The sequence below is a fragment of the Vicinamibacterales bacterium genome, from assembly GCA_036496585.1.
In the GTDB taxonomy this organism is placed as follows: Bacteria; Acidobacteriota; Vicinamibacteria; order Vicinamibacterales; family 2-12-FULL-66-21; genus JAICSD01.
In genome coordinates, this window is record DASXLB010000080.1 from 71,204 (window position 1) to 92,857 (window position 21,654).

The window sequence follows — 21,654 nt, forward strand, 5'->3', positions numbered from 1 at the left end:
TTTTACCCGCGCGTAACGCGTCAGGCACACGACCTTCACAGCCCTCCGTCATCATCGCGTCACCGGGGCGAGAGGAGGAAACTGTGAAAGTCGACACGCACGTCCACACGGTGTTCTCCGGCCCGTCCACGATTCGTGGATTCGGCCGGCTGCTCCGCGAGTGCTACAACTCGCCCGAGGGCGTCTACCGCCGCGCCAAGGCGCGCGGCATGGATCTGGTGGCGATCACGGATCACGATGCGATCGACGGCGCGCTGGCGCTCGCCGACCGGCCCGACGTCATCATCGGTTCGGAAGTGACCGGCGTTTTCCCAGAGGACGGCGTTCGCGTGCATCTGGGGGTGCTCGGGCTGAATGAATCACAGCACCGCGACATTCAGCGACTCCGCTTCAACGTGCGCGAGCTGATGCAGTACCTGAACCGCGAGGAGCTGTTCGTCTCGCTCAATCACGTCGCGTCGCGCATCAACGGACACGTGACGGCGGCGCACATCGCGGCGCTGATGCCCTGGGTCAACGGCATCGAAGTGCGCAACGGCTCGCGCCTGCCGGTGCAGAACCGGACGGCGTCGGCGCTGGCCGAGGCGTGCCGCAAGGTGCGCGTCGGCGGCAGCGACTCGCACACCCAGCGCGGCATCGGCCGCAGCTACATCGACGCGCCGCACGCCACGACGCGCGAGGCGTTCCTGAGCGAACTGCACGCCGGCCGCGTCACGGTGCACGGGCGCGAAGGCAACTACCTGACCATGGCTTCGGACATCATACGGGTCGCCTCGAACTTCTATCGCGAGAGCACGACCGATCTGGTGTCGAAGCCGCTCGACTACCGGAGCCACGTCGTGTTCGCGACCGGGCTGGCGATACTGCCGCTGATGACGCAGCCGCTGGTCGTCGCCGTCGCGCACTTCATGCTCGAGGCGCGCTTCAATCGAGCGCTGCTGGTCGATCTGGTGGCGCGGCCGGCTGCGGGGCGGCTGCGCGGCGCGTGGTCGCGATGACGCGTGCCATGCAGGCAAGGCCGTCGATCTCGGCGATCGTCTGCGCGTTCAACGAGGAACGGCTGCTGCCGGCGGCGCTGCACTCGCTGTTGGCGCAGACGCGCATCCCCGACGAGATCATCGTCGTCAACAACGCCAGTACGGACGGGACGCGTCAGGTGGCGCGGGCGGTGCCGGGCGTGCGCGTCGTCGAGGAGCCCCGCAAGGGGTTGCTCTGGGCGCGCGCGGCCGGCCGCGTGGCGGCGCGCGGCGACGTCCTCTTCTACATGGACGCCGACTGCCGCGCGCCGCTACGGCTGATCGAGCGCCTCGAACGGCGGTTCCTGCGCTCGCCCTCGACGGTCGCGGTGACCGGCCCCTACCGCTTCTATGACTGGGACCGGATCGGCGTCGCCGGCGCGCGACTCTACGACTACACGCTGGCGCCGCTCGCGCACTTCACCGCGCACCACCTGCTGGGCGCCGGCGCGGTGCTCTACGGCGGAAACTTCGCGGTGCGCGCCTGGGCGCTCGAGATGATCGGCGGCTTCGACACGACGATCGAATTCCACGGCGAGGACACGAATCTTGGGCGCCGCCTGACGCGCATCGGCGCCGTCGAGCTGGCCTACGACTGCGTGGTCGCCACGTCCGCGCGCCGCTACAAGGCGCTCGGGCGCGGCCGCGTGTTCCGGCTATACGTCGGTAACTTCTGGTCGGAAATGATCCATCACCGGCCGAAGGATTTCGCGCACGACGATATCCGCGTCTGACGCGCCGTCACGCGGCGGGCGGCGCGCGCCGTGTCAGCCGCCAATCATGCTTGGTAGTCGACCGTGTGGCGCTGCAAGAGCGTGGCCTGTTCGTTGATTCGATCATCCGACGCGCCGTCGGGTGGCGCCACGTAGGTGCCGGTGGGTTCGAGCATCCACGCCTGCTCGGTGTCGCGCAGGCAGAGGTCGAGCACCGTGTCGCGCAGATAGGTGCGCAGTGCTGGATCCAGCACCGGGCACAACACCTCGACGCGCCGATCGAGGTTCCGCTCCATGAGATCCGCGCTGCCGATGTAGACACCGGGATCGCCGCCGTTGTCGAACCAGAAGATCCGCGAGTGTTCGAGGAAGCGGCCGACGATGGAGCGGACCTTGATGTGGTCGCTGACGCCCGGGACGCCGGGACGCAGGCAGCAGATGCCGCGGACGATCAGGTCGACGTCGACGCCGGCCTGCGAGGCTTGATACAGGCGCTGAATGAACTCGTTGTCGGTCAGGCCGTTGATCTTCATGATGATCCGCGCCGGCCGCCCGGCGGCGGCGTGCGCCGCTTCGCGATCGATCATCGCCAGCAGCCGCCGACGCAGACTCACGGGGGCGACCAGCAGCGCGTCGTAGTCGGTCTGGCTGGAATAGCCGGTCAGATAGTTGAAGACGTGGGTGATGTCTTCGACGATGGCCGGCCGGGCCGTCATCAGGCCGAGATCGGTGTACATGCGTGCCGTCGCGGCGTTGTAGTTGCCGGTGCCGACGTGCGCGTAACGACGGATGCCGTCCGGCTCCTTGCGCACGATCAGGCACAGCTTGGCGTGGGTCTTCAGATTGACCAGCCCGTAGACCACGTGGACGCCCGCCGTCTCCAGGCGATTGGCCCAGACGATGTTGTTGCGCTCGTCGAAGCGCGCCTTCAGCTCGACGAGCACCGCGACCTGCTTGCCCGCCTCGGCCGCCTCGACGAGCAGATCGACGAGCGGCGAGTCGTGGCCGATGCGGTAGAGCGTCATCTTGATGGCGACGACGCCGTCGTCCTCGATGGCGGCGCTCAGCAGGCGCTCGACCGACGTGAACGAATCGAACGGATGGTGGAGCAGGTGATCGCGGTGGCGGATGGCTTCGAACACCTCCTCCGACGTGGACCGCTTCCACAACACGCGCGGCGCGAACGTCAGGTCCTTGAGCTCGGGCCGATGGAGCTTGGTGAGCTGCATCCAGTCGCCGAAGCCGATCCGGTCACCGGTGCGGACGAGGACGCCCTCGTCGATCTCGAAATTCTCGACCAGGATGTCGAGCATGCGGCGCGGCATCCGTTCGTCGGCCTGCAGCATCGACGGCGCGCCGTGGCGCAGCTGGCGGAGGCCGTGATCGACCGTCTCGAGCAGGTCGTCCGCCTCGTCCTCCTGGATGACCATGTCGGTGTCGCGGACGACGCGAAACAGGTGCGCGCTCTTGACGGCGGTGCCGCGAAACAGCGACTGCACGTTGGCGCAGACGACGTCCTCGAGGAATACGAATGCCTCTGCCCCGTTCGCCATCGCCGACGGGATCTCGATGAACCGCGGTACGGTCGGCGGCAGCTTCAGACGCGCGAACTTGGTGCGCCCGTCGTGTTTGACCGCCACCGCAAGGTTCTTGCTGAGGTTGGAGATGTGCGGAAACGGATGGCCGGGATCGAACGCGAGCGGCGTCAGCAGCGGCGCGATCTCGCGGCGGAAGTATTCGGCGAGCCAGTCGCGAAGGGCGTCGTGATGGTCGGCGGGATCGAGGAACGCGATGTCGTATCGAGCCAGTTCGGGGCGCAGCTCCCGTTCCCAGCAGCGCCCCTGTTCGATGAGCATGTCGAGCGCGCGCTCGCGCACGAGCGTCACCTGCTGATGCGTGGTGAGCCCGTCGGTCGAGACGCTCTCGCGCCGGCTGCGCAACTGCTTGAGCAGCGCCGCGAAGCGAATCATGAAGAACTCGTCGAGGTTCGTACCGACAATGGCGAGGAACTTGACGCGCTCGAGCAGTGGATGGCGCGTGTCGCGGGCCTGGGCCAGCACGCGCGCGTTGAAGGCGAGCCAGCTGAGCTCGCGGTTGATGTACAAGTCGGCGCGATCGAGCGCGCCGACGGGACGGTCGTCGAGGATGTCCTGGCTCATGTAATCGCCGCCGCGGGCTCTACCGGGCGGCCGGGCCCTCCCCGACCTCGTCCAGCGCTGCCGAGTCGGCTCTGGGGTCCGGCAGGAGCTCCCAGAGCCACAACCGGGCCCCGGGGTCGTGGCGACGGATCGGGCAACTGTCGCCACGGTGCTCGACAATGCGCGAGTGCGCAAGACGGGTGAGCGGGTGACAGGAAACGTAAACCCGGCAGCCACACCAAAGCGTCACGGTGTACGACATACCCCAGCCTTATACGCTGACCGAATTACGACACGGCGTCGGCATCGTAAATTCGGCCAGGACCGCCTTTAGTCCGCCTGACCAAAAAATTGAATTTACCTACTGTTTACATCCCTGTCATCCCTGCCCGGGATATAGATCAAGAGGGCCGTCAATTCATGCAGGACAGGTTACTGATGTTTACCAAGGAACTCATAAACGCGGGCCACAGGCGCCGATTTTCGATTTCTCCCCGCGGGGAGTCCGGCTGGGAAGTGCGGGACGTGTCGGATGAAACCGTGTTGAAGGACGTCCACTACACGGACTGGCACCGTGTCGAACGTGCGCAGCAGGTGTTCAACCTCCTGATTGACGAGCTCGAGAACGACGGCTGGTCCGCCGTCGCCCGCAACTGACTACTCGTTGAAGCGGTAGCCGAGGCCGATCACGGTTTCGATCTGCCCGCCGGCGACTCCCAGCTTGGCCCGCAGGCGTCCGACGTGCACGTCGACCGAGCGCGTTTCGATGAAGCGCTCGTAGCCCCAGACACGCTCCAGCAGCCGATCGCGTGAGATGACGCGGTTCTTGTTCTCGACCAGGAATCGCAGCAGCTCGAATTCCCGCCGCGTCAACCGCACCGGCTCGCCGCCCACGGCGATCGACACGGCTTCGAAATCGGCCGTCAGGTGCTTGCCGGCGTAACGGAAGGCTTTCGTCTCGAGGCCCGCTTCGCGGCGGCGCCGCAGCACCGCGCGCACCCGCGCGCCGAGCTCGCGCAGGCTGAACGGCTTGGTGACGTAGTCGTCGGCGCCCAGGTCCAGCCCGGCCACCCGATCCGACTCCGACGTCCGCGCCGTGAGCATGATGATGGGAATCTGTCTGGTCTCGGGTTTCTGGCGGAGCAGCCGGCATATCTCATCGCCGGGAACGGCTGGCAGGTTCAAGTCGAGGATGACCAGGTCGGGAGGACGTCCGGCGATCGAACGGAGCGCGTCGTCGCCGCGTCCGACGATCTCGACCGCCGCGTCGCCGGATCGCTCGAGGGCGAGCTTGATCAGCCCGGCGATGTCCTGTTCGTCTTCGACTACGAGTACGCGTGGAGGAACCACGCTTGCAGCCTACGGCCTCGGCTTTTCGCGCGTGTGACGCCTGTGTTAATTGCCGGTTAAGTCGTTGTCGCGGCTGCGACTGGCCCGCTACGACCCGCGCTGCATTCGCTCGAGACGTGCCGTGGCGAATCGCGCCAGCAGCGAGCAGGTGAAAACGATGATGACCAGCACCAGCGCGCCCGCCCAGGCCTGCCGGTGCAGATCCGTGTATGCCGACGAGGCGTAGGTGAAGACCTGCACCGTCAGCGTCGAGATCGGCTGGCGCGGATCGGCCGTGAAATACTGGTTGTTCAGCGCCGTGAACAGCAGGGGCGCCGTCTCTCCGGCCACGCGCGCCAGCGCCAGCAGCACGCCGGTGATGATGCCAGGCAGGGCGGCGGGCACGACGACGGTGAACACCGCGCGTGCCCGCGTCGCCCCCAGCGCCAGGGCGCCTTCCCGAAGCGACTGCGGGACGAGCAACAGCAGTTCCTCGGTCGTCCGGGTCACGAGCGGCAGCATCATGATCCCGAGTGCGACGCTTCCGGCCATCGCCGAGAACTGGTGAAACGGCAGGACCGCGATCGCAAACGCGAATACCCCGATCACGATCGAGGGCACGCCGTTGAGCGTGTCGGCGGCGAAACGCGTGGCGACGGCGATCCGCGTGCCGCGGTATTCGGCTGCATACGTGCCGGCGATGACGCCGATCGGAATGGCGACGATCGCGCCCATCCCCGTCACCATCAGCGATCCGACGATCGCATTGGCCATGCCGCCGCCGGTCTCGCCGACCGGCACCGGCCCATGGGTGAAGAACGCCAGGTTCAGCGAGGTGATGCCCTGGGTCACGACGTAGAAGAGCACGAGCGCCAGCGGCAGCAGCGCCACCAGGACCGCGCCTATGCAGAGGACGACGATGGTGCCGGAGAGCGCCTTCCGCCAGCGGTTGCGCACGCTAGGCGGCCTCCGCAGCCGGGACGGCCGGGACCGGATCGACGCGCGTGCGCGTCTGCCGGCCCAGCGACCAGATGAAGGCGCGGGAAATGGCGTTGATCACCAGGGTCATCGCGAACAGCACGAGGCCGATCTCGACGAGCGCATCGATGTGGAGCGGTGTCGCAGCCTCGGCGAATTCGTTCGCCAGGACCGCGGCCATCGTGTACTGCGGCTTGTACAGTGAGAGCGACACCTGCGGGGTGTTGCCGATGACCATCGTCACCGCCATCGTCTCGCCGAGCGCGCGTCCGAACCCGAGCATCACCGCGCCGACGATCCCCGTGCGGCCGTAGAAGAGCGCCATCCGGATCGCTTCCCAGCGGGTCGCCCCGAGCGCGTAGGCTCCCTCGCGCTGCGCCTGCGGCACCGCCCTCAGGACCTCGCGGGCCACCGCCGAGCTGAAGGGAATCACCATGATCGCAAGCACGGTCGCGGCCGCCAGCATGCCGGCGCCAAGCGGCGGACCGCTGAACAGCGGCAGCGCCTTCATCGCGGCCGGCGTCGCCAGCTCGATCGATCGAATGAACGGGATGAGTACGAAGATGCCCCACAGTCCGTAGACGATCGACGGAATGGCGGCCAGCAGCTCGGTGATGAACACCAGCGGACGCTGCAGCCAGGCAGGGGAGAGTTCGGAGATGTAGATCGCGATGCCGAGCGCGATCGGCGTCGAGACCAGCAGCGCCAGTATCGACGAATAGAGCGTCCCCCAGATGAACGGGCGCGCCCCGAAGACGCCGGAGACCGGATCCCACGTGGCGGTGGTCCAGAAGCCCCAGCCGAACTCGTGGATGGACAGGCGCGAATCGCGCCAGAGCATGACGGCAATGCCGACGACGACGGCGGGCACGATCAGCGCGACCGCACCCGTCCCGACTTTGAAGAGGGTGTCGTCGGAACGGGTGGATGAAGGCATACGAGATCGGCGGGCGCTACTTGGCGCTGATCGTCGAGAGCTGCTTCAGCTCCATGTCGACGACGCTTTGGGGCAGCGGCGCGTAGCCGAGGTCCTTGCAGTACTTCTGGCCGTCGGTCAGCGCCCACTTGACGAAGTCGTTCATCACCTTCGCCTGCGCCTTGTCGGACGGATTCTGGTAGAGCAGCAGCCAGGTGAACGACGCGATCGGATAGACATCGTCGCCCGGTGCGTTGGTGATGGAGACTCGGAAGTCGGCCGGCATGGCTTTAGCCGCGGCGGCCGCCGCCGCGGTCACCGACTCGAGGGAGGCCGACACGAACTTGCCGCTCATGTTCTGCACGGTCCCGTAGCCGATCTTGTTCTGGATCGCGTAGACCAGCTCGTTGTAGCCGATCGCGCCCGGGGTCTGGCTCACCAGCCCGGCGACGCCGTCGCTCTTCTGGCCGCCGAGGCCGACCGGCCAGTTGACCGAGGTCGCCACGCCGATGCGCTTCTTGTATTCCGGGGAGACCTTCGCCAGGTAGTCGCACCAGATGTAAGTGGTGCCGGAGCCGTCGGCGCGATGCACGACGGTGATGTCGGTGCCGGGAAGATTCGCCTCAGGATTGAGTTTCGTGAGCGCCGGGTCGTTCCACTTCGTGATCTTGCCGAGGAAGATGTCGGCGAGCACCGGCCCGGTGAACTTGAGTTCCCCCTTGAGGCCCGGGACGTTGTACATCGGCACGACGGCGCCCAGCACCGTGGGGAAATGCAGGATCTTGCCACCCTGGGCTGCCAGCATCTGGTCGGGGGTCATCGGACCGTCGGAAGCGCCGAAGAACACCGTCTTGTGCGAGATCTGGTTGATGCCGCCGCCCGAGCCGATGGGCTGATAGTTGATCTGCACGTCGCCGTGCAGCTTGTTGTACTCGGAGAACCATTTCGTATAAATGGGGGCCGGGAACGTCGCCCCGGCGCCGTTGATCGGCGTGGCGGCGCCGAGCGTCGCGGCTGCGAGCGCCACTCCGGCCGCGCTGATTGCGAACATTTTCATGACTTGTCTCCTCATCCTCTCGAGCGTGTGCGTGACGATCAGAAACTCAGCAGGCAGTGGACGGCGACCTTCTTCTGCTCGGGCTGCACTGGCGTGAAGTTGTTGAACTTCGCGTCGTCGTAGTCGAGCAGGAGCGCCGTCGACACGCTGCCCTGATGCGGGAACCAGTAGGCGATGCCGCCGATGAACCGGGTGTGTGTCTGGTTGGAGGTCGCGGACGAGTCATTCGGCTCCAGGTGGTCGTAGCGGATCAACCCTTCCCAGCCGATCTTGGTGCGCGGCGTCACCCACACCGACCAGCCCTTGCCGTCAGCCTCCGACTTGGCCACCGACGTCTGATCCTTCGTCCACAGGCTCTCGAACGAGGCGTTCAGATACTGATGCTCGAAGGTGACGGCGAGTTCCGAGCGCAAGCGATCGGCGCTCTTCACGTAGTGGTCGGCATCGACGAAGTAGGTGACGCGCAGGCCGTGCGCCGCCTGTGCGCTGGCGTGGGCGAGCGGACGGAATGTGGTCCGCACGGTCCAGCCTTTCTGATCGTTGGCCTCGGGCTTGGTGTAGGTGTCGCCGTTGTAGACGCCGCCGTGCAAGTCGCCGAAGTTCTGCGCGAAGTTGTAGTGGAACGTCGCGCCGACGTCGGCCGATGACTGATAGCCCTCGCGTTCGATGAACGTCGTGCCCTGGAACCGATAGCGATAGATGCCTTCCGCGTAGTCGACGTAGGGCGTCGTTTGCTGGCCCAGGCGCACCCACGATCCCTTCGTCATGTAGTCGTCGAGGTTCCACTGCGCGAAGGCGTACTTGAGACGGAAGGTATAGCTGCCGTTGAGCGAACTGCCGGCGCCGGTCTCGCGGGTGATGTCGGGCGTGATGCGGAAGGCGATGCTGTGCGAGATGTTGCCCGTGATGTTGATGTAGGCACGGCCGACATTGAACGAGTTCAGCGTCGTGGAATTGCCGTCGGTATCGGTGATCTTCGGGTCCATCTGAACCGTGTAGTCCGTATAAATCAAGGCGCCCACTTTGATCGACGGCGTGTCGTCGGGCGGGGTGTAGCCGGCGGCCGGCGTCACCTGCGCGGCGCAGGGCACGGCCACTGTCAACATCACGAGTAAAGGAAACAGTCTCTTCATAGACCCGAAGCCTATGAGATGCCCATGATCAGCCGGTAACGCCTGCGTTACGTCGGTGTTAAATCCGGCGAGGGCCGGCGAGCTGAGGCTAGAAGACGAGCATTGCGTGCAGCGCCAGCTTGCGCTGCCGCGGCTGTGCCGGCACGAACCCGGCGAATCGCGTGTCGTCGAGGTCGAGCATCAGCGCGGTGAGGACGGGGCCCTGATGCGGAAACCAGTAGGCGACGCCGGCGATCTCGCGCCGGCGGACCTGAGCCGCCGCGTCCGCGTCCGGTGTGATCCGATCGACGCGCAGGAGCCCTTCCCAGCCGTGCGTGGACTTCGGGACGACCCACGCCGACCAGGCGCGGCCGCGCAGCGGCGCGACGGCGGTGGTCACCTGATCGATGGCACGCATCGTGTCGTAGGCGGCGGTCACATAGCGATGCTCGAACGTCACCGACGCGCTGGTGCGGCGTCGCTCAGCGTCGCTGACGTAGGCATCGCGATCATAGAACCCGTTGACCTGGAGCCCGCGCAGGACGCCACGCCGCGGAAACGGCCGCAGCGTGCCGCGCGTCATCCAGCCCTTCTGATCGTTCGGATCGACGTGGCTGTAGCCTTCGCCGTTGTAGAGGCCCGTATGGACGTCGCCGTAGCCGTCCGGCAGCGTGTAGTGCATCGACACGCCGACGTCTGCGAAATTCAGGTACCCGTCGCGCTCCTCGAATTCCTGTCCCTGGAAGCGGTAGCGGTAGATCTCGTCCATATGTACCAGCCAGGGCGTCGGCTGGATGCCCAGCCGGACGTAGGTGTCCTTGCTGCGCAGCGCGTCGTCGAGATTCCACTGCAGGTAGGCGAACTTCAGACGCAGGGTGTAGCTGCCGTTCAGCGCGGATCCGGTGCCGGTCTCGCGGGTGACGTCGGTGGTGAGTCGAAAGGAAATCCGCTTCGAGGCGTTGCCGGTCAGGTTGATGTAGGCGCGGGTGATCTCGAACTGGCTCTGCTCGACCTGGTTACCGTCGGCGTCGGTAATCTTCGGCTCCTGCTGGATGCTGTAGTCCGTGAAGATCGTGGTGCCGACACGGATCGAAGGGGTGTCGGCCGGCGTCGTCGGAACCGACTGTGCCAAGGCCGGCACGGCGATCGTCAGGAGCAGCCAACCTGACAGGGATGACAGAATTCGCGGCGCGCGCAAGTGGATATACTACTGATTCTCGGATCTGCGGGAATGCTGTCGAAGCTGCGCGCCCTTGTCGGCGCTTTGATCGTGTGCCTCGTCGTGGTGCCGGCGTTCGTCCGCGCGACGCGGACGTTCGACCCCGGTCCAAGGCCGCGGCTCGCGCCCAGCTTCAACAAGTCGTTCGACGTCCCCCCCGACGTCGCGGCGCCGCCGCCGGACGCGGCGGCCTCGCCGCTGCTGCGGCCGGTCGGTCCTGCGCCGCAGCTCCCGCGCCTGCCGATCCCCATCGAGCCACAGCACGTCATCGCTTCCCTTCGCGGTCCTCCCGCGGTCGTCCGCTCCTAGCCATCCGTCGTCGTCATCGGGTTGGTCGTAGCTGCCGGGGCCCTGCCCGCGGCGGGAGTTGCACGCATGAAGCGAGTCGTAGGTATCTGCGCGCTCGGCGTCGCCACCGCAGTCTCTGCCTGTACACGGGCGAGCGCGGGGGCTGCCGAGCGCAAGCCGGATGCGAAAACCGTCGCGGTGGCCCCGGTCACCCGCGGTGACGTCACCCAGGCGCTCACCATCGGCGCCGAGTTCCGCGCCAACCAGGAGATCGACGTCCACGCCAAGGTGGCCGGCTACCTGCAGTCGATCACCGTCGACGTCGGCGACCACGTCAAGGAAGGGCAGTTGCTCGCGTTGCTGGAGGTGCCCGAGCTGCAGAACGAAGCGCAGCAGGACGAGGCGGCCATCACCCGCGCCGCGGAGGACGTCAACCGCGCCCAGGCGGATCTCGATCGCGCCGGCGCCGCGCACGACGCGTCGCACCTGGCTGCGGCGCGGCTGGCCGCCGTCGACAAGACACGCCCGAAGCTGATCGCGCAGCAGGATCTCGACGAGGTCGCCTCGCGCGACCGCCAGGCGGAAGCGCAGGTCGCCACGGCCAAGGCCTCGGTGGCGGCGGCACGAGGTCAGCTCGAGTACGCCAGGGCGAACGGCCGCAAGACGCAGACGTTGCTCAACTACACCCGGATCTCGGCGCCGTTCTCGGGCGTGATCACGCGCCGCTACGCCGACCATGGCGCGATGATCCAGGCCGGCACCTCGTCGCAGACGCAGACGATGCCGATCGTGCGGCTGTCGGAGGTCGACACGCTGCGCCTGGTCCTGGCGGTGCCGGAGTCGGCGGTGCCGAGCATCCGGCTCAAGACGCCGGTCACGGTTGCTGTGCCGGCCATCGGCCGCACGTTCGCCGGCGCGGTCGCGCGCTTCGCCGATCGGCTCGATCCGGATACCCGGACGATGCCGGTGGAGGTCGATGTGCCGAACCCGTCGGGGGAGCTGATGCCGGGCATGAACGCCGCCGCGACGATAGCGCTCAGGGAGGCGCGTGACGTGCTGACGGTGCCGGTCGAGGCGATCGACCGGGGCGGCGGACGCGGCAGCCTGGTCGTCGTCACCAGAGATGGCGTGATCGAGCCGCGCACGGTGACGGTGGGGCTGGAGTCGGCGTCGCGGGTCGAGGTCAGCGGACCGATCGCGGCCGGCGACCTCGTGGTGATCGGCGCGCGTGACCAGTTGAAGCGCGGCACGGCGGTGACGCCGAAGATCGTGTCGCCGGCGACGCAAGGGGAGAAGTGATGCCGCGCTTCTCGATCAAGAACCCTTACTTCATCGTCGTCGCGTGCCTCATCGTCTCGGTCATCGGGCTCACCAGTCTGCTGCGGATGCCGGTGGATCTCTTCCCGACGATCAACATTCCGCAAGTGGTGGTCGCCACGTTCTACAGCGGCATGCCGCCGGAGCAGATCGAGACGGACATCACCGGCCGGTTCGAGCGTTTCTTCACGCTCGGCGCCGGCATCGACCACATGGAATCACGGTCGTTGCCCGGGACGAGCATCATCAAGGTGTTCTTCCAGCCGGGGACCAACGCCGACTCCGACGTCACCGAGATCTCGAACCTGGCGATGGCCGACCTGCGGCGGCTGCCGCCGGGCACGCTGCCGCCGATCGTCCAGAAGTTCGACGCCTCCAGTTTGCCGGTGTGCCTGATCACCCTGCGCGGGGAAGGGCTGACCGAGACGCAACTGCGCGACCTGGGGCAATTCACCATCCGCAACCAGCTCGCCGCCGTGCCGGGCGCGTCGGTGCCGCCCCCGTTCGGCGGCAAGTACCGCCAGATCATGGTCTACGTCGATCCCGACAAGCTGCAGGCGTACCAGATGAGCCCGATGGACGTGGTCCGCGCGGTGAACAACGCGAATCTGATCCTGCCGTCGGGCGACGTCAAGATCGGCCCGTTCGACTACACCATCTTCACCAACAGCCAGTTCCGCGACATCGACGACATCAACCGCATTCCGCTGAAGAGCGACGGTCCGGCGATCGTCACGGTCGGCGACATCGGCAGGGCGCTCGACGCGAACCAGATCCAGAACAACGTCGTCCGCGTCGACGGCCAGAACTCGGCCTACCTGCCGGTGATGAAGCAGGGGGGCGACACCAACACCATCGCGGTCGTCGACGGCGTCAAGGCGGTGGTCGACACTCTCGTCGACACGCCGCCGCAGCTGCGGGCAGACGTCGTGTTCGATCAGTCGCTGTTCGTCAAGCGCGCGATCGAGACGCTGCTGGACGAAGGCGGGATCGGGCTGGCGCTGACCGGGCTGATGGTGCTGGTGTTCCTCGGCAGTTTCCGTGCGACCGCCGGCGTGTTCCTGGCGATCCCGCTCTCGGTGCTGGCAGCGATCGTTGTCCTGTATGCCGGCGGCGCCTCGATCAACACGATGATCCTCGCCGGCTTCGCGCTGGTGTTCTCGCGGCTCATCGACAACGCGGTGATCGTCCTCGAGAACATCTACCGCCACCTCGAGCTGGGGGAGACGCCGGCTGTGGCGGCCGAACGCGGCGGCGACGAGGTGTCGATGGCGGTGCTCGCCGCGACCCTCACCAGTTCGGTGGTGTTTTTCCCGGTGATGTTCCTCTACGGCGTCAGTCGCTTCCTGTTTTCGGCGCTGGCGCTGGCGGTCGTGCTCGCGCTGTTCGCGTCGTACTTCGTGGCGCTGACGGTCGTGCCGCTTTTCTGCGCGCGCTTCATGAAGGCGCCCTCGCACTCGCATCATCACCCGGGTCATCCGGAATTCGACAGCGGCGCCGAAGAAGGGATCGTCGGTACGGTTCCCGACGACGAGAACCGGCGGATGCCGATCGCGCAACCGAGTCTGTCGCGCATGGAGCGCTTCAACCGGGGGTTCAGCCACGGATTCGAGGCGCTGCTCGGCTGGTACGAAGGACGGGTCCGCGTCTCGCTGCGGCGGCCGGCGCTGGTGCTCGTCGCCGTGCTGGTCTTCTGCGCGTCGGCGCTGATGCTCTCGCCGCTGCTCGGCCTGTCGTTCTTCCCGCGCACCGACGCCGGGCAGTTCATGATCAACATGAAGGCCCCGTCCGGCACCCGCATCGAAGTGACGTCGGGCCAGGTCGCCGAAGTCGAGGCCATCGTCAAGCGCATCGTCGATCCCGCCGACCTGGAGCTGGTGGTCGCCAACATCGGTGTGCAGCCGGGCTTCTCGTCGATCTACACCAGCAACGCCGGGCCCCACACCGCGACGGTGCAGGTGGCGCTTCGGGAGAAGCACCGGATCGGCAGCTATCAGTACATCGCGCGCGTTCGCCAGGCGATGGCCCAGGAGCTGCCGGACATCAGCGCGTTCTTCAGCTCCGGCGGGATGGTCGACGCGATTCTCAATCAGGGACTGCCGGCGCCGATCGACGTGCAGCTGAGCGGCTCGAATCTCGAGCTGGTGCACGCGACGGCGGCGGACCTCGCCGGTGAGCTGCGGTCGGTCGCCGGGGTCAGCGACGCCTTCGTCCCGCAGGACGTCGACTATCCCTCGCTGCGCCTCGACGTCGATCGGGCCCGCGCCGCGATGCTGGGGCTGAACCAGCGCGAGGTCGTCGGCAACGTCATCACCGCGCTGACCTCGAACCAGATGATCGCGCCGAGCTACTGGGTCGACCCCAAGAGCGGGAACGACTACCTGCTGACCGTGCAATACCCGGAGGATCGCATCCACACCCTGCTCGATCTGCGGGGCATTCCGCTGCACGCCGAGAAGATCCGCAACCCGACGACGCTCGACGCGGTGACGACGGTGACGCCGCTCAAGTCGCCGACCGAGATCGACCACTACCAGATCCGCCGGGTGGTCGACATCTACGTCAACCCTGCGGGAGAGGACCTCGGCGGAGTCGCCAAAGGCGTGCGCGCCGCGATCGCGCGCCTGCACCTGCCGGCGGGGGTCAAGGTCGACCTGCGCGGCATGGTGCAGGGGATGGAGGCAAGCTTCACGAGCTTCGCCGGCGGCCTGTCGCTGGCGCTGGTCCTCCTCTACCTGATTCTCGTCGCCCAGTTCCGGTCGGTCGTCGATCCGCTGCTCATCCTGCTCGCCGTGCCGACCGGCCTCGCCGGCGTCGTCATCGCGCTCCTGCTCACCGCGACGACGCTGAACGTGCAGTCGCTGATGGGGGTGCTGATGATGGTCGGCATGGTCGTGTCGAACAGCATCCTGATCGTCGAATTCACGCACCGGCTCGAGCAGGACGGCGAGCCGCTCGTCGACGCGGTCGTCAGCTCGTGCCGGATCCGGCTGCGGCCGATCCTGATGACGTCGCTGGCGACAGTGTTCGGGTTGATCCCGATGGCGCTCAAACTCGGGACCGGCAGCGAAGCCTACGCGCCGCTGGCCCGCGCGATCATCGGCGGGCTGCTCGTCTCGGTCGCGATGACGGTGGTCGTCGTGCCGGCCGCCTACCTGTTGGTCTACCGCAGGGTGCGTCATGCATAGGAGGGCTGTCGCCTTTGCGGCGCTCGCCTGGTGCGCGGTGCCGTTCCAGGCCGCCGCCCAGAATCCGTCTACGCCGCGCACGTTGACCCTGCCCGACGCCGAACAGCTCGCGCTCCAGCGCCACCCGACGATCAAGGTCGGCGAAGCGGCGGCGCTCGCGGCGCACGAGATGGTGCACGAGGCGCGGTCGGCCTATCTGCCGACGGCGGTCGGCGCCGTGACTGCGGCCGACGCGTCGGCCGAGTCGACCCGCATCGCCGCCGGCGGCCTGAACAACCCGACGGTGTTCGATCGCCTGGCGACGGGCGTGGCGGTGTCGCAGCTGGTGACCGACTTCGGTCGTACGCATGATCTCGTCCAAAGCACGACGCTCAGCGCCGAATCGCGCGACCGGGAGACCGACGCGCGTCGCGCCGACGTGTTGCTGGTCGTCGATCGGAGTTACTTCGACGCCCTGCGGGCCCAGGCGGTGCTCCGCGTGGCGGAAGAGACGGTGACGACCCGCCAGACGGTCGCCGACCAGATCCAGGCGCTCGCCGACAGCAACCTGAAGTCGAGTCTCGACGTCAGCTTCGCGCGGGTCAATCTGGGGGAGGCGCAGCTGCTGCGGGTGCAGGCGCAGAACGACTTGGCCTCGGCGCAGGCGGCGCTCTCCGCTGCGGTCGGCGACCCGGTGTCGTCGAGCTATCTGCTCGTCGACGAAGGAGACCTGTCGCCGCCGCCGGACGACAGCGCCGCGCTCGTGGCGGAAGCGCTCCGGAGTCGTCCCGACGTGGCCGCGCGCCGGCTGGCCGCCGATGCCGCGACCAAGTTCGCCGAGGCGGAGCGGGCGTTGTGGATGCCGTCGCTGGCGGCGGTCGGGGTGGCCGGCGTCACGCCCTATCACGCAAACGGCATCACCGACCACTACGCGGCCGCCGGCGTGAACCTGACGGTGCCGCTGAGCAACGGCGGCCTCTTCAACGCGCGGCACGCCGAAGCAGCGTTCCGCGCGGAGGCGCTGCAGGAGAGCGCGCGCGAGCTCGAGAACGGCATCGCCCGCGACGTGACCATCGCCTGGCTCGCCACGCGGACGGCCTTCCAGCGCCTCGACCTGACCCGGGCGCTGCTGGCGCAGGCCTCCGATGCCCTCGAGCTCGCGCAATCGCGATACAACCTGGGCCTGACCTCGATCGTCGAGCTGACCCAGGCGCAGCTGAACAAGACCTCGGCCGAGATCGCGCAGTCCAGCGCGCGATACGACTACCGGGCCCGCCTGGCGGCGCTGCGCTACACGACCGGCACCCTGAAGTGACGATGGCCCGATGTGTGAACGAACGCCCCATCCCGCCTGCATGTTTCAGGCGTGTTAACTCGCCTCCCCTGCCGTCGCGTTTACACCAATGTTGCATATGATGGCGGCGACGAAAGGGGTGGATTTTGGCGTTCAGGCTGATCCCGAAGGAAGAGCGGTTCTACGACGACTTCACCGCGATGGCCGAGCAGATTCGCGTCGGCGCGGATCTGCTCGACCAGATGCTGCGTCCGGACCGTCCGCTCTGGGACAAGGCCGATGAGATCAAGGAGATCGAGCACAAGTGCGATTTCTTGACCCACGAGATCATCCAGCGCCTCAACCGCACGTTCGTGACGCCGCTCGACCGCGAAGACATCCACACCCTGGCGCGCTCGCTCGACGACGTGATGGACGCGATCGACGCTTCGGCGACCATCCTGCGCCTCTATCAGATCGAGGCCGTGCGCCCCGGCGCGCGTGAGCTGGCGCACCTGGTGCGCGAGTCGGCGCAGCAGGTCGTCGGCGCCATCAAGGCGCTCGAAGGGCGGAAGGGGGTCGCCGAGTGCGCCGTCGAGATCAACCGCCTCGAGAACGAGGCCGACCGCGCGCACCAGGCCGCCGTGCAGTCGCTGTTCAAAGAGGAGAAGGACGCGGTGGTGATCATGAAGTGGAAGGAGATCTTCGACTTCCTCGAGCAGGCGACCGACCGCTGTGAAGACGTCGCGAACGTGCTCGAAGGCGTGGTGGTGAAGCACGCGTGAGTGTCGACGCCAATCTGTTCGCGGTCGGCGGCCTGATCCTGGTCGCCCTCTGTTTCGACTACATCAACGGCTTCCACGACGCGGCGAATTCGATCGCCACCGTGGTGTCGACCCGGGTGCTGTCGCCGGGCAAGGCGGTCATCTGGGCGGCGTTCTTCAACTTCGCCGCGGCCTTCCTGTTCGGCACCGCCGTCGCGAAGACGGTCGGTTCCGGGATGGTCGAATTGCGGGTGGTCACGTTCACGGTGATCTACGCCGGCCTGCTCGGGGCGATCGTCTGGGATCTCATCACCTGGTATTACGGTCTGCCGACCAGTTCGTCGCACGCGCTGTTCGGCGGCTACGCCGGCGCGGCCGTCGCCAAGGCGGGCTTCGGCGCGATCATCCTCAGCGGCTGGTACAAGACCCTCATCTTCATCGTCATCTCTCCGCTGGTCGGGCTGATCGTCGGGCTGGGCGTGATGGTCTCGATCTTCTGGATCTTCCGTAACTTCCGCCCGGGCCGCGTCGATCATTGGTTCCGGCGTCTGCAGCTGCTGTCGGCCGCCGCGTTCTCGCTGATGCACGGCGCCAACGACGCGCAGAAGACGATGGGCATCATCGCCGGTGCGCTGGTGACCGGCGGCTATCTGCAGCTGGAGAACGGGCAGCTGCCGATTCCGCGGCTCGTCGAGCTCGCCGCCTACTCGGCGATCGGCCTCGGGACGCTGACCGGCGGCTGGCGCATCATCCACACGATGGGGTCTAAGATCACCAAGCTGCAGCCGATGGGCGGCTTCGCCGCCGAGACCGGCGCGGCGGTCGCGATTTTCATCGCCACGCAGTTCGGCGTCGGCGTCAGCTCGACCCACACGATCACCGGCGCGATCGTCGGCGTCGGGGCGACGCGGCGGCTGTCGGCGGTGCGCTGGGGCGTCGCCGGCCAGATCGTCTGGGCGTGGGTGCTGACGATCCCGACCGCCGCGTTGATCGGCGCGGCGATGTACTACCTCTTCGCGCTGGCGGGCTTCCGCTAGACGGCTACCCGCCGGCCGGCAGGTCGATTGTGAAGACTGCGCCGTGCGGCGCGGCGTTGGCGGCGCTGATCGTGCCGCCGTGCAGTCCCACCAGGTGGCGCACGATCGACAGTCCGAGGCCGGTGCCGCCGGGATCGCGCCCGTCGCGGGTTCGCGCCTTGTCGACGCGGTAGAACCGCTCGAAGACGCGCTGCAGATCGGCCGGCGGAATGCCCGGGCCCTCGTCGGCGAGCCGCAGGCGCAGGCGGCCCGCGGCCGCTGTCACCGTCACGGTGATGCGTCCACCGTCGGGCGAATAGTTCGCCGCGTTCTCGATCAGGTTGCGCAGCACGTCCTGCAGCTTGTGGGGATCGCCGTTCACGGTCGTGGCCGCCGGGTCGATCGCTCGCTCGAGCCGGAGATGCTTGCCGGCGAGCACCGAGGCCAGATCGGCTTCCACCGCCGTCACCAGTCCATCGACCGAGCAGGGGAGCCGATCGACGGTCTCCTGTCCGGCCTCGATCCGCGCCAGGCGGAGGAGATCGCGGACCAGACGCTCCATGCGCAGCGTGTGGCGGCTGATGATCTCGAGGAATGTCCGGCTCTCCTCGGGCGTCGCGTCGGCGAGCGCCTCGACGTAGCCGCGGATCGCGGTCAACGGCGTGCGCAGCTCGTGCGACACGTTGGCGACGAAGTCGCGGCGGATACGGTCGGTGCGGCGCAGGTCGCTGATGTCGTGGAACACGACGACCGCGGCGCGGCCGGCGGCGACGTTGACCGGCGCCGTGCGGGCGATCATCGTCTGCGACTCGTCGGCGACGCCGGTCAGCTCGACGCTCGTCACCGGCTGTCCCGCCAATGCCGCCGCGATCTGGCCGGCCACCGCGGGATGGCGCACGATCTCGGGATAGCTCCGGCCCGCGATGGCGTCGTCGAGATGCAGCATCCGCCGCGCGGCGTCGTTGGCGAGCTGCAGCCGCCCGTGTTCGTTGACGACGAGCACGCCTTCGACCATGCCCGAGAGGATGGCTTCGAGCCGCGCGCTGTCGGCCGACAGCCTGGCCAGCCGCGCCGCGACGTCGCGCGCCAGCGCGTCGAGGTTGCCGGAGATGGTGCCGATTTCGTCGGTCCCGTAGTCGGGCAGGAGGCGCGCGAAATCGCCGCTAGCATAGCGGCGGGCCCGTTCGTCGAGGTGTCGCATGCGGCGCCGCACTGGCGCCAGCACCGCCGCGAACACCGCCGAGGCGGCAACCATGCCGCCGGCGAAGGCGAGTGCCGCCCGCTGGGTGTGCCAGGCGGCCGGCAGCCGCGGCGCGGCAAACGCAGCGATCGCGAGAGCCGTGGCGACGCCCGCGGCGGCGGCAACGGTCCCCCCGGCGGCGAGTCGGCCGGCGAAGGTCATCGATCCTCGAGGCGGTAGCCGAACTGCTTGATGGTGGCGATGGCCTCGGAGAGGAACGGCAGCTTCTCGCGCAGCCGGCGCACGTGCACGTCGACGGTCCTGGTGCCGCCGGTGTACTGGTAGCCCCACACGTCGCTGAGCAGCAGATCGCGCGAGAGCACGCGGCCCCGGTGCTCGACGAGATACTGCAGCAGCAGGAATTCCTTGGCCGTCAGCCGCACCTCCGCTCCCGAGGCGTGCACCGCATGGCGCTCGACGTCGATGGTCAGCGGCCCGTAGGCGAGCACCGGCCCGGCCGGCGGCCGCTGCACGCGGCGCAGCAGCGCCGCGATCCGCGCCGCCAGCTCGCGCGGGCTGAACGGCTTGGTCACATAGTCGTCGGCGCCCAGCTCGAGCCCGGCAATCCGTTCCGCTTCTTCGCCGCGAGCGGTCAGCATGATGATCGGGATGGCCGCCGTCGCCGGATCGTGGCGGAGGGCCTGGCACACCAGCAGGCCGTCCATGCCCGGCAGCATCAGGTCGAGCAGAATCAGGTCCGGCGGCGACGCTTTGACCCGCGGGAGCACAGTCGTACCCGTCGCGGCGATCTCCGTCGCGTGCCCCGCTTTGCCGAGGGCATGCGCGATCAGGTCGGCAATGTCTTTTTCGTCTTCGACGATGAGGATGCGGCTCACAGGCGGTTCGAGGACACTCATTCTCGCATCCGCCGGCGCTTTCCGTAAAATAGGAGGATGCTGGCGCTGTTCGTCGCAGCCTGGGTGGCGCAGGCCGCCGTGACTTCTCGAGAGACACCACAAGTCGTGCTGAAGACGTCGGCGAACGTGAGCGAGGTCGCGCCGGGCGGGACGGTCACGCTGCAGCTCGAGGTCACGCCCAGGCCGAAGCTGCACGTCTATGCGCCGGGTGTGGCCGGCTACATTCCGATCCAGCTCACGCTTGCGGCCGATCCGGCGTTGACGATCGCCAAGGCCACATATCCGCCCGGCCAGAAGTACGTGGAGCCGGCGCTCAACGAGACCGCGCTCGTCTATGCGAAGCCGTTTCGCATCACCGACGCAGTTGCTGTTGCGCGCACCGCGTCCGGCGCCGTGACGATCAGGGGCACGGTCCGGTATCAGGCATGCGACGAGACGATCTGCTATCTGCCGAAGACCGTCCCCGTCGAGTGGACGGTGACAGTGAAGTAGGGGCGGCGACGAGTCCGATATAATCGGCGATCTTGGTCCTGCTCCTGTCGGCGTTCGCACTCGGGTTTCTCCATGGGCTTGGCGGCGATCACCTGATGGCGATCGCGACGCTGTCGATGGACGGCGCCTCCCGGTCGGCCGCGGCGCGCCGCGCCCGCGCGCTCGGCGTGGCGCTGCGCTTCGCCGGCGGACACGCGCTGCTGCTCGGCTGCGGCGCGGCGCTCATCGTGCTCGTGGGCTGGTCCATCCCGGTGCACGTGGAGCGCGGCGGGGAGATGCTGGGGGGAGCGCTCCTGATCGTGATGGGGCTGGTGACGCTCCAGCACCTGACGCGCCACAGCCACGCGGCCGACGCCGCGCAGCCGCATCAGCACTCGCACCTGCCGACGATGATCGGCGCGGCGTTCGCGGTGAGCAGCCTGCGCGCGGTCGTGATGCTGACGCCGTTCGGCCAGCGCGCCGGCAGCCAGCCGCTGCCCATGCTGCTGGCGCTCATCGTGATCTTCGCCGTCGGGATCCTCGCCTCGATGTCGCTGTTCGGAGTGCTGCTGGCCGGCCTGCTCTCGACGCGCACGCTGCAGCGCGTCGGCCACGGCGCCGGCGCGCTGGTCGGCGTGTCGTCGATCCTGCTCGGCATCGCCTGGGTCGCCACCGCTTAGAACACGAAGGGCACGAAGGAAGGCGAAGGGGACGAAGGTTCGTTTCTTCGTTCGCAGCTGGCGTTGGCGTTGTGCTTTGTGATACAAAGTTAAATGCCAATGA

At 67.6% G+C, this 21,654-nt stretch carries 20 protein-coding genes; 11 read left to right on the forward strand and 9 right to left on the reverse strand.

Annotated features, from left to right (window positions below; all coding sequences use genetic code 11):
• Positions 1-83: 83 nt before the first annotated feature.
• Together VGI12_22565 and VGI12_22570 are read left to right on the forward strand one after the other, a co-directional pair.
• Positions 84-998, forward strand: a complete 915-nt coding sequence (locus VGI12_22565; protein ID HEY2435470.1) for a PHP-associated domain-containing protein — start codon at positions 84-86, stop codon at positions 996-998.
• The gene (locus tag VGI12_22570; GenBank protein ID HEY2435471.1) at positions 995-1,750 is read left to right on the forward strand and encodes a glycosyltransferase family A protein; all 756 of its coding nucleotides are present in this window, start codon (positions 995-997) and stop codon (positions 1,748-1,750) included. The genes VGI12_22565 and VGI12_22570 overlap by 4 nt, the downstream gene beginning before the upstream one ends.
• 44 nt (positions 1,751-1,794) lie before the next feature.
• Here the strand turns inward: VGI12_22570 and ppk1 are convergent, their stop codons facing one another.
• On the reverse strand, positions 1,795-3,888 hold the full coding sequence (ppk1, locus tag VGI12_22575) for a polyphosphate kinase 1 (protein HEY2435472.1): 2,094 nt from the start codon (positions 3,886-3,888) through the stop codon (positions 1,795-1,797).
• Positions 3,889-4,392: 504 nt separating this feature from the next.
• Between ppk1 and VGI12_22580 the strand changes: the two genes are divergently transcribed.
• Entirely contained in the window at positions 4,393-4,524 is a 132-nt protein-coding gene (locus VGI12_22580) for a hypothetical protein (GenBank protein ID HEY2435473.1), read from the forward strand.
• On the opposite strand, the gene VGI12_22585 is transcribed toward VGI12_22580, so the two are convergent.
• The 6 genes from VGI12_22585 to VGI12_22610 all read right to left on the reverse strand — a co-directional run bounded on the left by VGI12_22585 (position 4,525) and on the right by VGI12_22610 (position 10,457).
• The gene (locus VGI12_22585) at positions 4,525-5,217 is read right to left on the reverse strand and encodes a response regulator transcription factor (protein HEY2435474.1); all 693 of its coding nucleotides are present in this window, start codon (positions 5,215-5,217) and stop codon (positions 4,525-4,527) included.
• Positions 5,218-5,304: 87 nt separating this feature from the next.
• A complete protein-coding gene (gene pstA / locus VGI12_22590) occupies positions 5,305-6,153 on the reverse strand; it encodes a phosphate ABC transporter permease PstA (GenBank protein HEY2435475.1) in 849 nt (282 codons plus the stop codon).
• Between the two features lies 1 nt (position 6,154).
• A complete protein-coding gene (gene pstC, locus VGI12_22595) occupies positions 6,155-7,111 on the reverse strand; it encodes a phosphate ABC transporter permease subunit PstC (protein HEY2435476.1) in 957 nt (318 codons plus the stop codon).
• A gap of 16 nt (positions 7,112-7,127) precedes the next feature.
• The gene (gene pstS / locus VGI12_22600; GenBank protein HEY2435477.1) at positions 7,128-8,147 is read right to left on the reverse strand and encodes a phosphate ABC transporter substrate-binding protein PstS; all 1,020 of its coding nucleotides are present in this window, start codon (positions 8,145-8,147) and stop codon (positions 7,128-7,130) included.
• A 38-nt stretch (positions 8,148-8,185) separates the two neighbouring features.
• On the reverse strand, positions 8,186-9,253 hold the full coding sequence (locus tag VGI12_22605; GenBank protein ID HEY2435478.1) for a hypothetical protein: 1,068 nt from the start codon (positions 9,251-9,253) through the stop codon (positions 8,186-8,188).
• 115 nt (positions 9,254-9,368) lie between these two features.
• Positions 9,369-10,457, reverse strand: coding sequence for a porin (locus tag VGI12_22610; GenBank protein ID HEY2435479.1), 1,089 nt, complete (start codon positions 10,455-10,457; stop codon positions 9,369-9,371).
• Between the two features lie 33 nt (positions 10,458-10,490).
• On the opposite strand from VGI12_22610, the gene VGI12_22615 reads away from it, so the two are divergent.
• From VGI12_22615 to VGI12_22640, 6 genes are all read left to right on the forward strand, one after another.
• Complete coding sequence (locus VGI12_22615; protein ID HEY2435480.1) at positions 10,491-10,787, forward strand: hypothetical protein; 297 nt, start codon at positions 10,491-10,493, stop codon at positions 10,785-10,787.
• 66 nt (positions 10,788-10,853) lie between these two features.
• Positions 10,854-12,065: an efflux RND transporter periplasmic adaptor subunit gene (locus VGI12_22620; protein HEY2435481.1), complete on the forward strand. Its 1,212-nt coding sequence runs from the start codon at positions 10,854-10,856 to the stop codon at positions 12,063-12,065.
• Positions 12,065-15,271: an efflux RND transporter permease subunit gene (locus tag VGI12_22625; GenBank protein HEY2435482.1), complete on the forward strand. Its 3,207-nt coding sequence runs from the start codon at positions 12,065-12,067 to the stop codon at positions 15,269-15,271. Before VGI12_22620 ends, VGI12_22625 begins: the two co-directional genes overlap by 1 nt.
• Positions 15,264-16,565 carry a TolC family protein gene (locus VGI12_22630; protein HEY2435483.1) on the forward strand — a complete coding sequence of 434 codons (1,302 nt, stop codon included), beginning with the start codon at positions 15,264-15,266 and terminating at the stop codon, positions 16,563-16,565. Before VGI12_22625 ends, VGI12_22630 begins: the two co-directional genes overlap by 8 nt.
• Positions 16,566-16,690: 125 nt before the next feature.
• Positions 16,691-17,308, forward strand: a complete 618-nt coding sequence (locus tag VGI12_22635; GenBank protein ID HEY2435484.1) for a DUF47 family protein — start codon at positions 16,691-16,693, stop codon at positions 17,306-17,308.
• Positions 17,305-18,324 carry an inorganic phosphate transporter gene (locus VGI12_22640; protein ID HEY2435485.1) on the forward strand — a complete coding sequence of 340 codons (1,020 nt, stop codon included), beginning with the start codon at positions 17,305-17,307 and terminating at the stop codon, positions 18,322-18,324. The genes VGI12_22635 and VGI12_22640 overlap by 4 nt, the downstream gene beginning before the upstream one ends.
• A gap of 4 nt (positions 18,325-18,328) precedes the next feature.
• Here the strand turns inward: VGI12_22640 and VGI12_22645 are convergent, their stop codons facing one another.
• Positions 18,329-19,705 (reverse strand): ATP-binding protein, encoded by a 1,377-nt coding sequence (locus tag VGI12_22645; protein HEY2435486.1) that lies wholly within the window; start codon positions 19,703-19,705, stop codon positions 18,329-18,331.
• The gene (locus VGI12_22650) at positions 19,702-20,400 is read right to left on the reverse strand and encodes a response regulator transcription factor (protein HEY2435487.1); all 699 of its coding nucleotides are present in this window, start codon (positions 20,398-20,400) and stop codon (positions 19,702-19,704) included. Before VGI12_22650 ends, VGI12_22645 begins: the two co-directional genes overlap by 4 nt.
• A 36-nt stretch (positions 20,401-20,436) precedes the next feature.
• Here VGI12_22650 and VGI12_22655 point away from each other — a divergent pair, with 36 nt between their 5' ends.
• Positions 20,437-20,892 (forward strand): protein-disulfide reductase DsbD domain-containing protein, encoded by a 456-nt coding sequence (locus VGI12_22655; GenBank protein ID HEY2435488.1) that lies wholly within the window; start codon positions 20,437-20,439, stop codon positions 20,890-20,892.
• A gap of 32 nt (positions 20,893-20,924) precedes the next feature.
• A complete protein-coding gene (locus VGI12_22660; protein ID HEY2435489.1) occupies positions 20,925-21,551 on the forward strand; it encodes a hypothetical protein in 627 nt (208 codons plus the stop codon).
• The last annotated feature ends 103 nt before the right edge of the window (positions 21,552-21,654 follow it).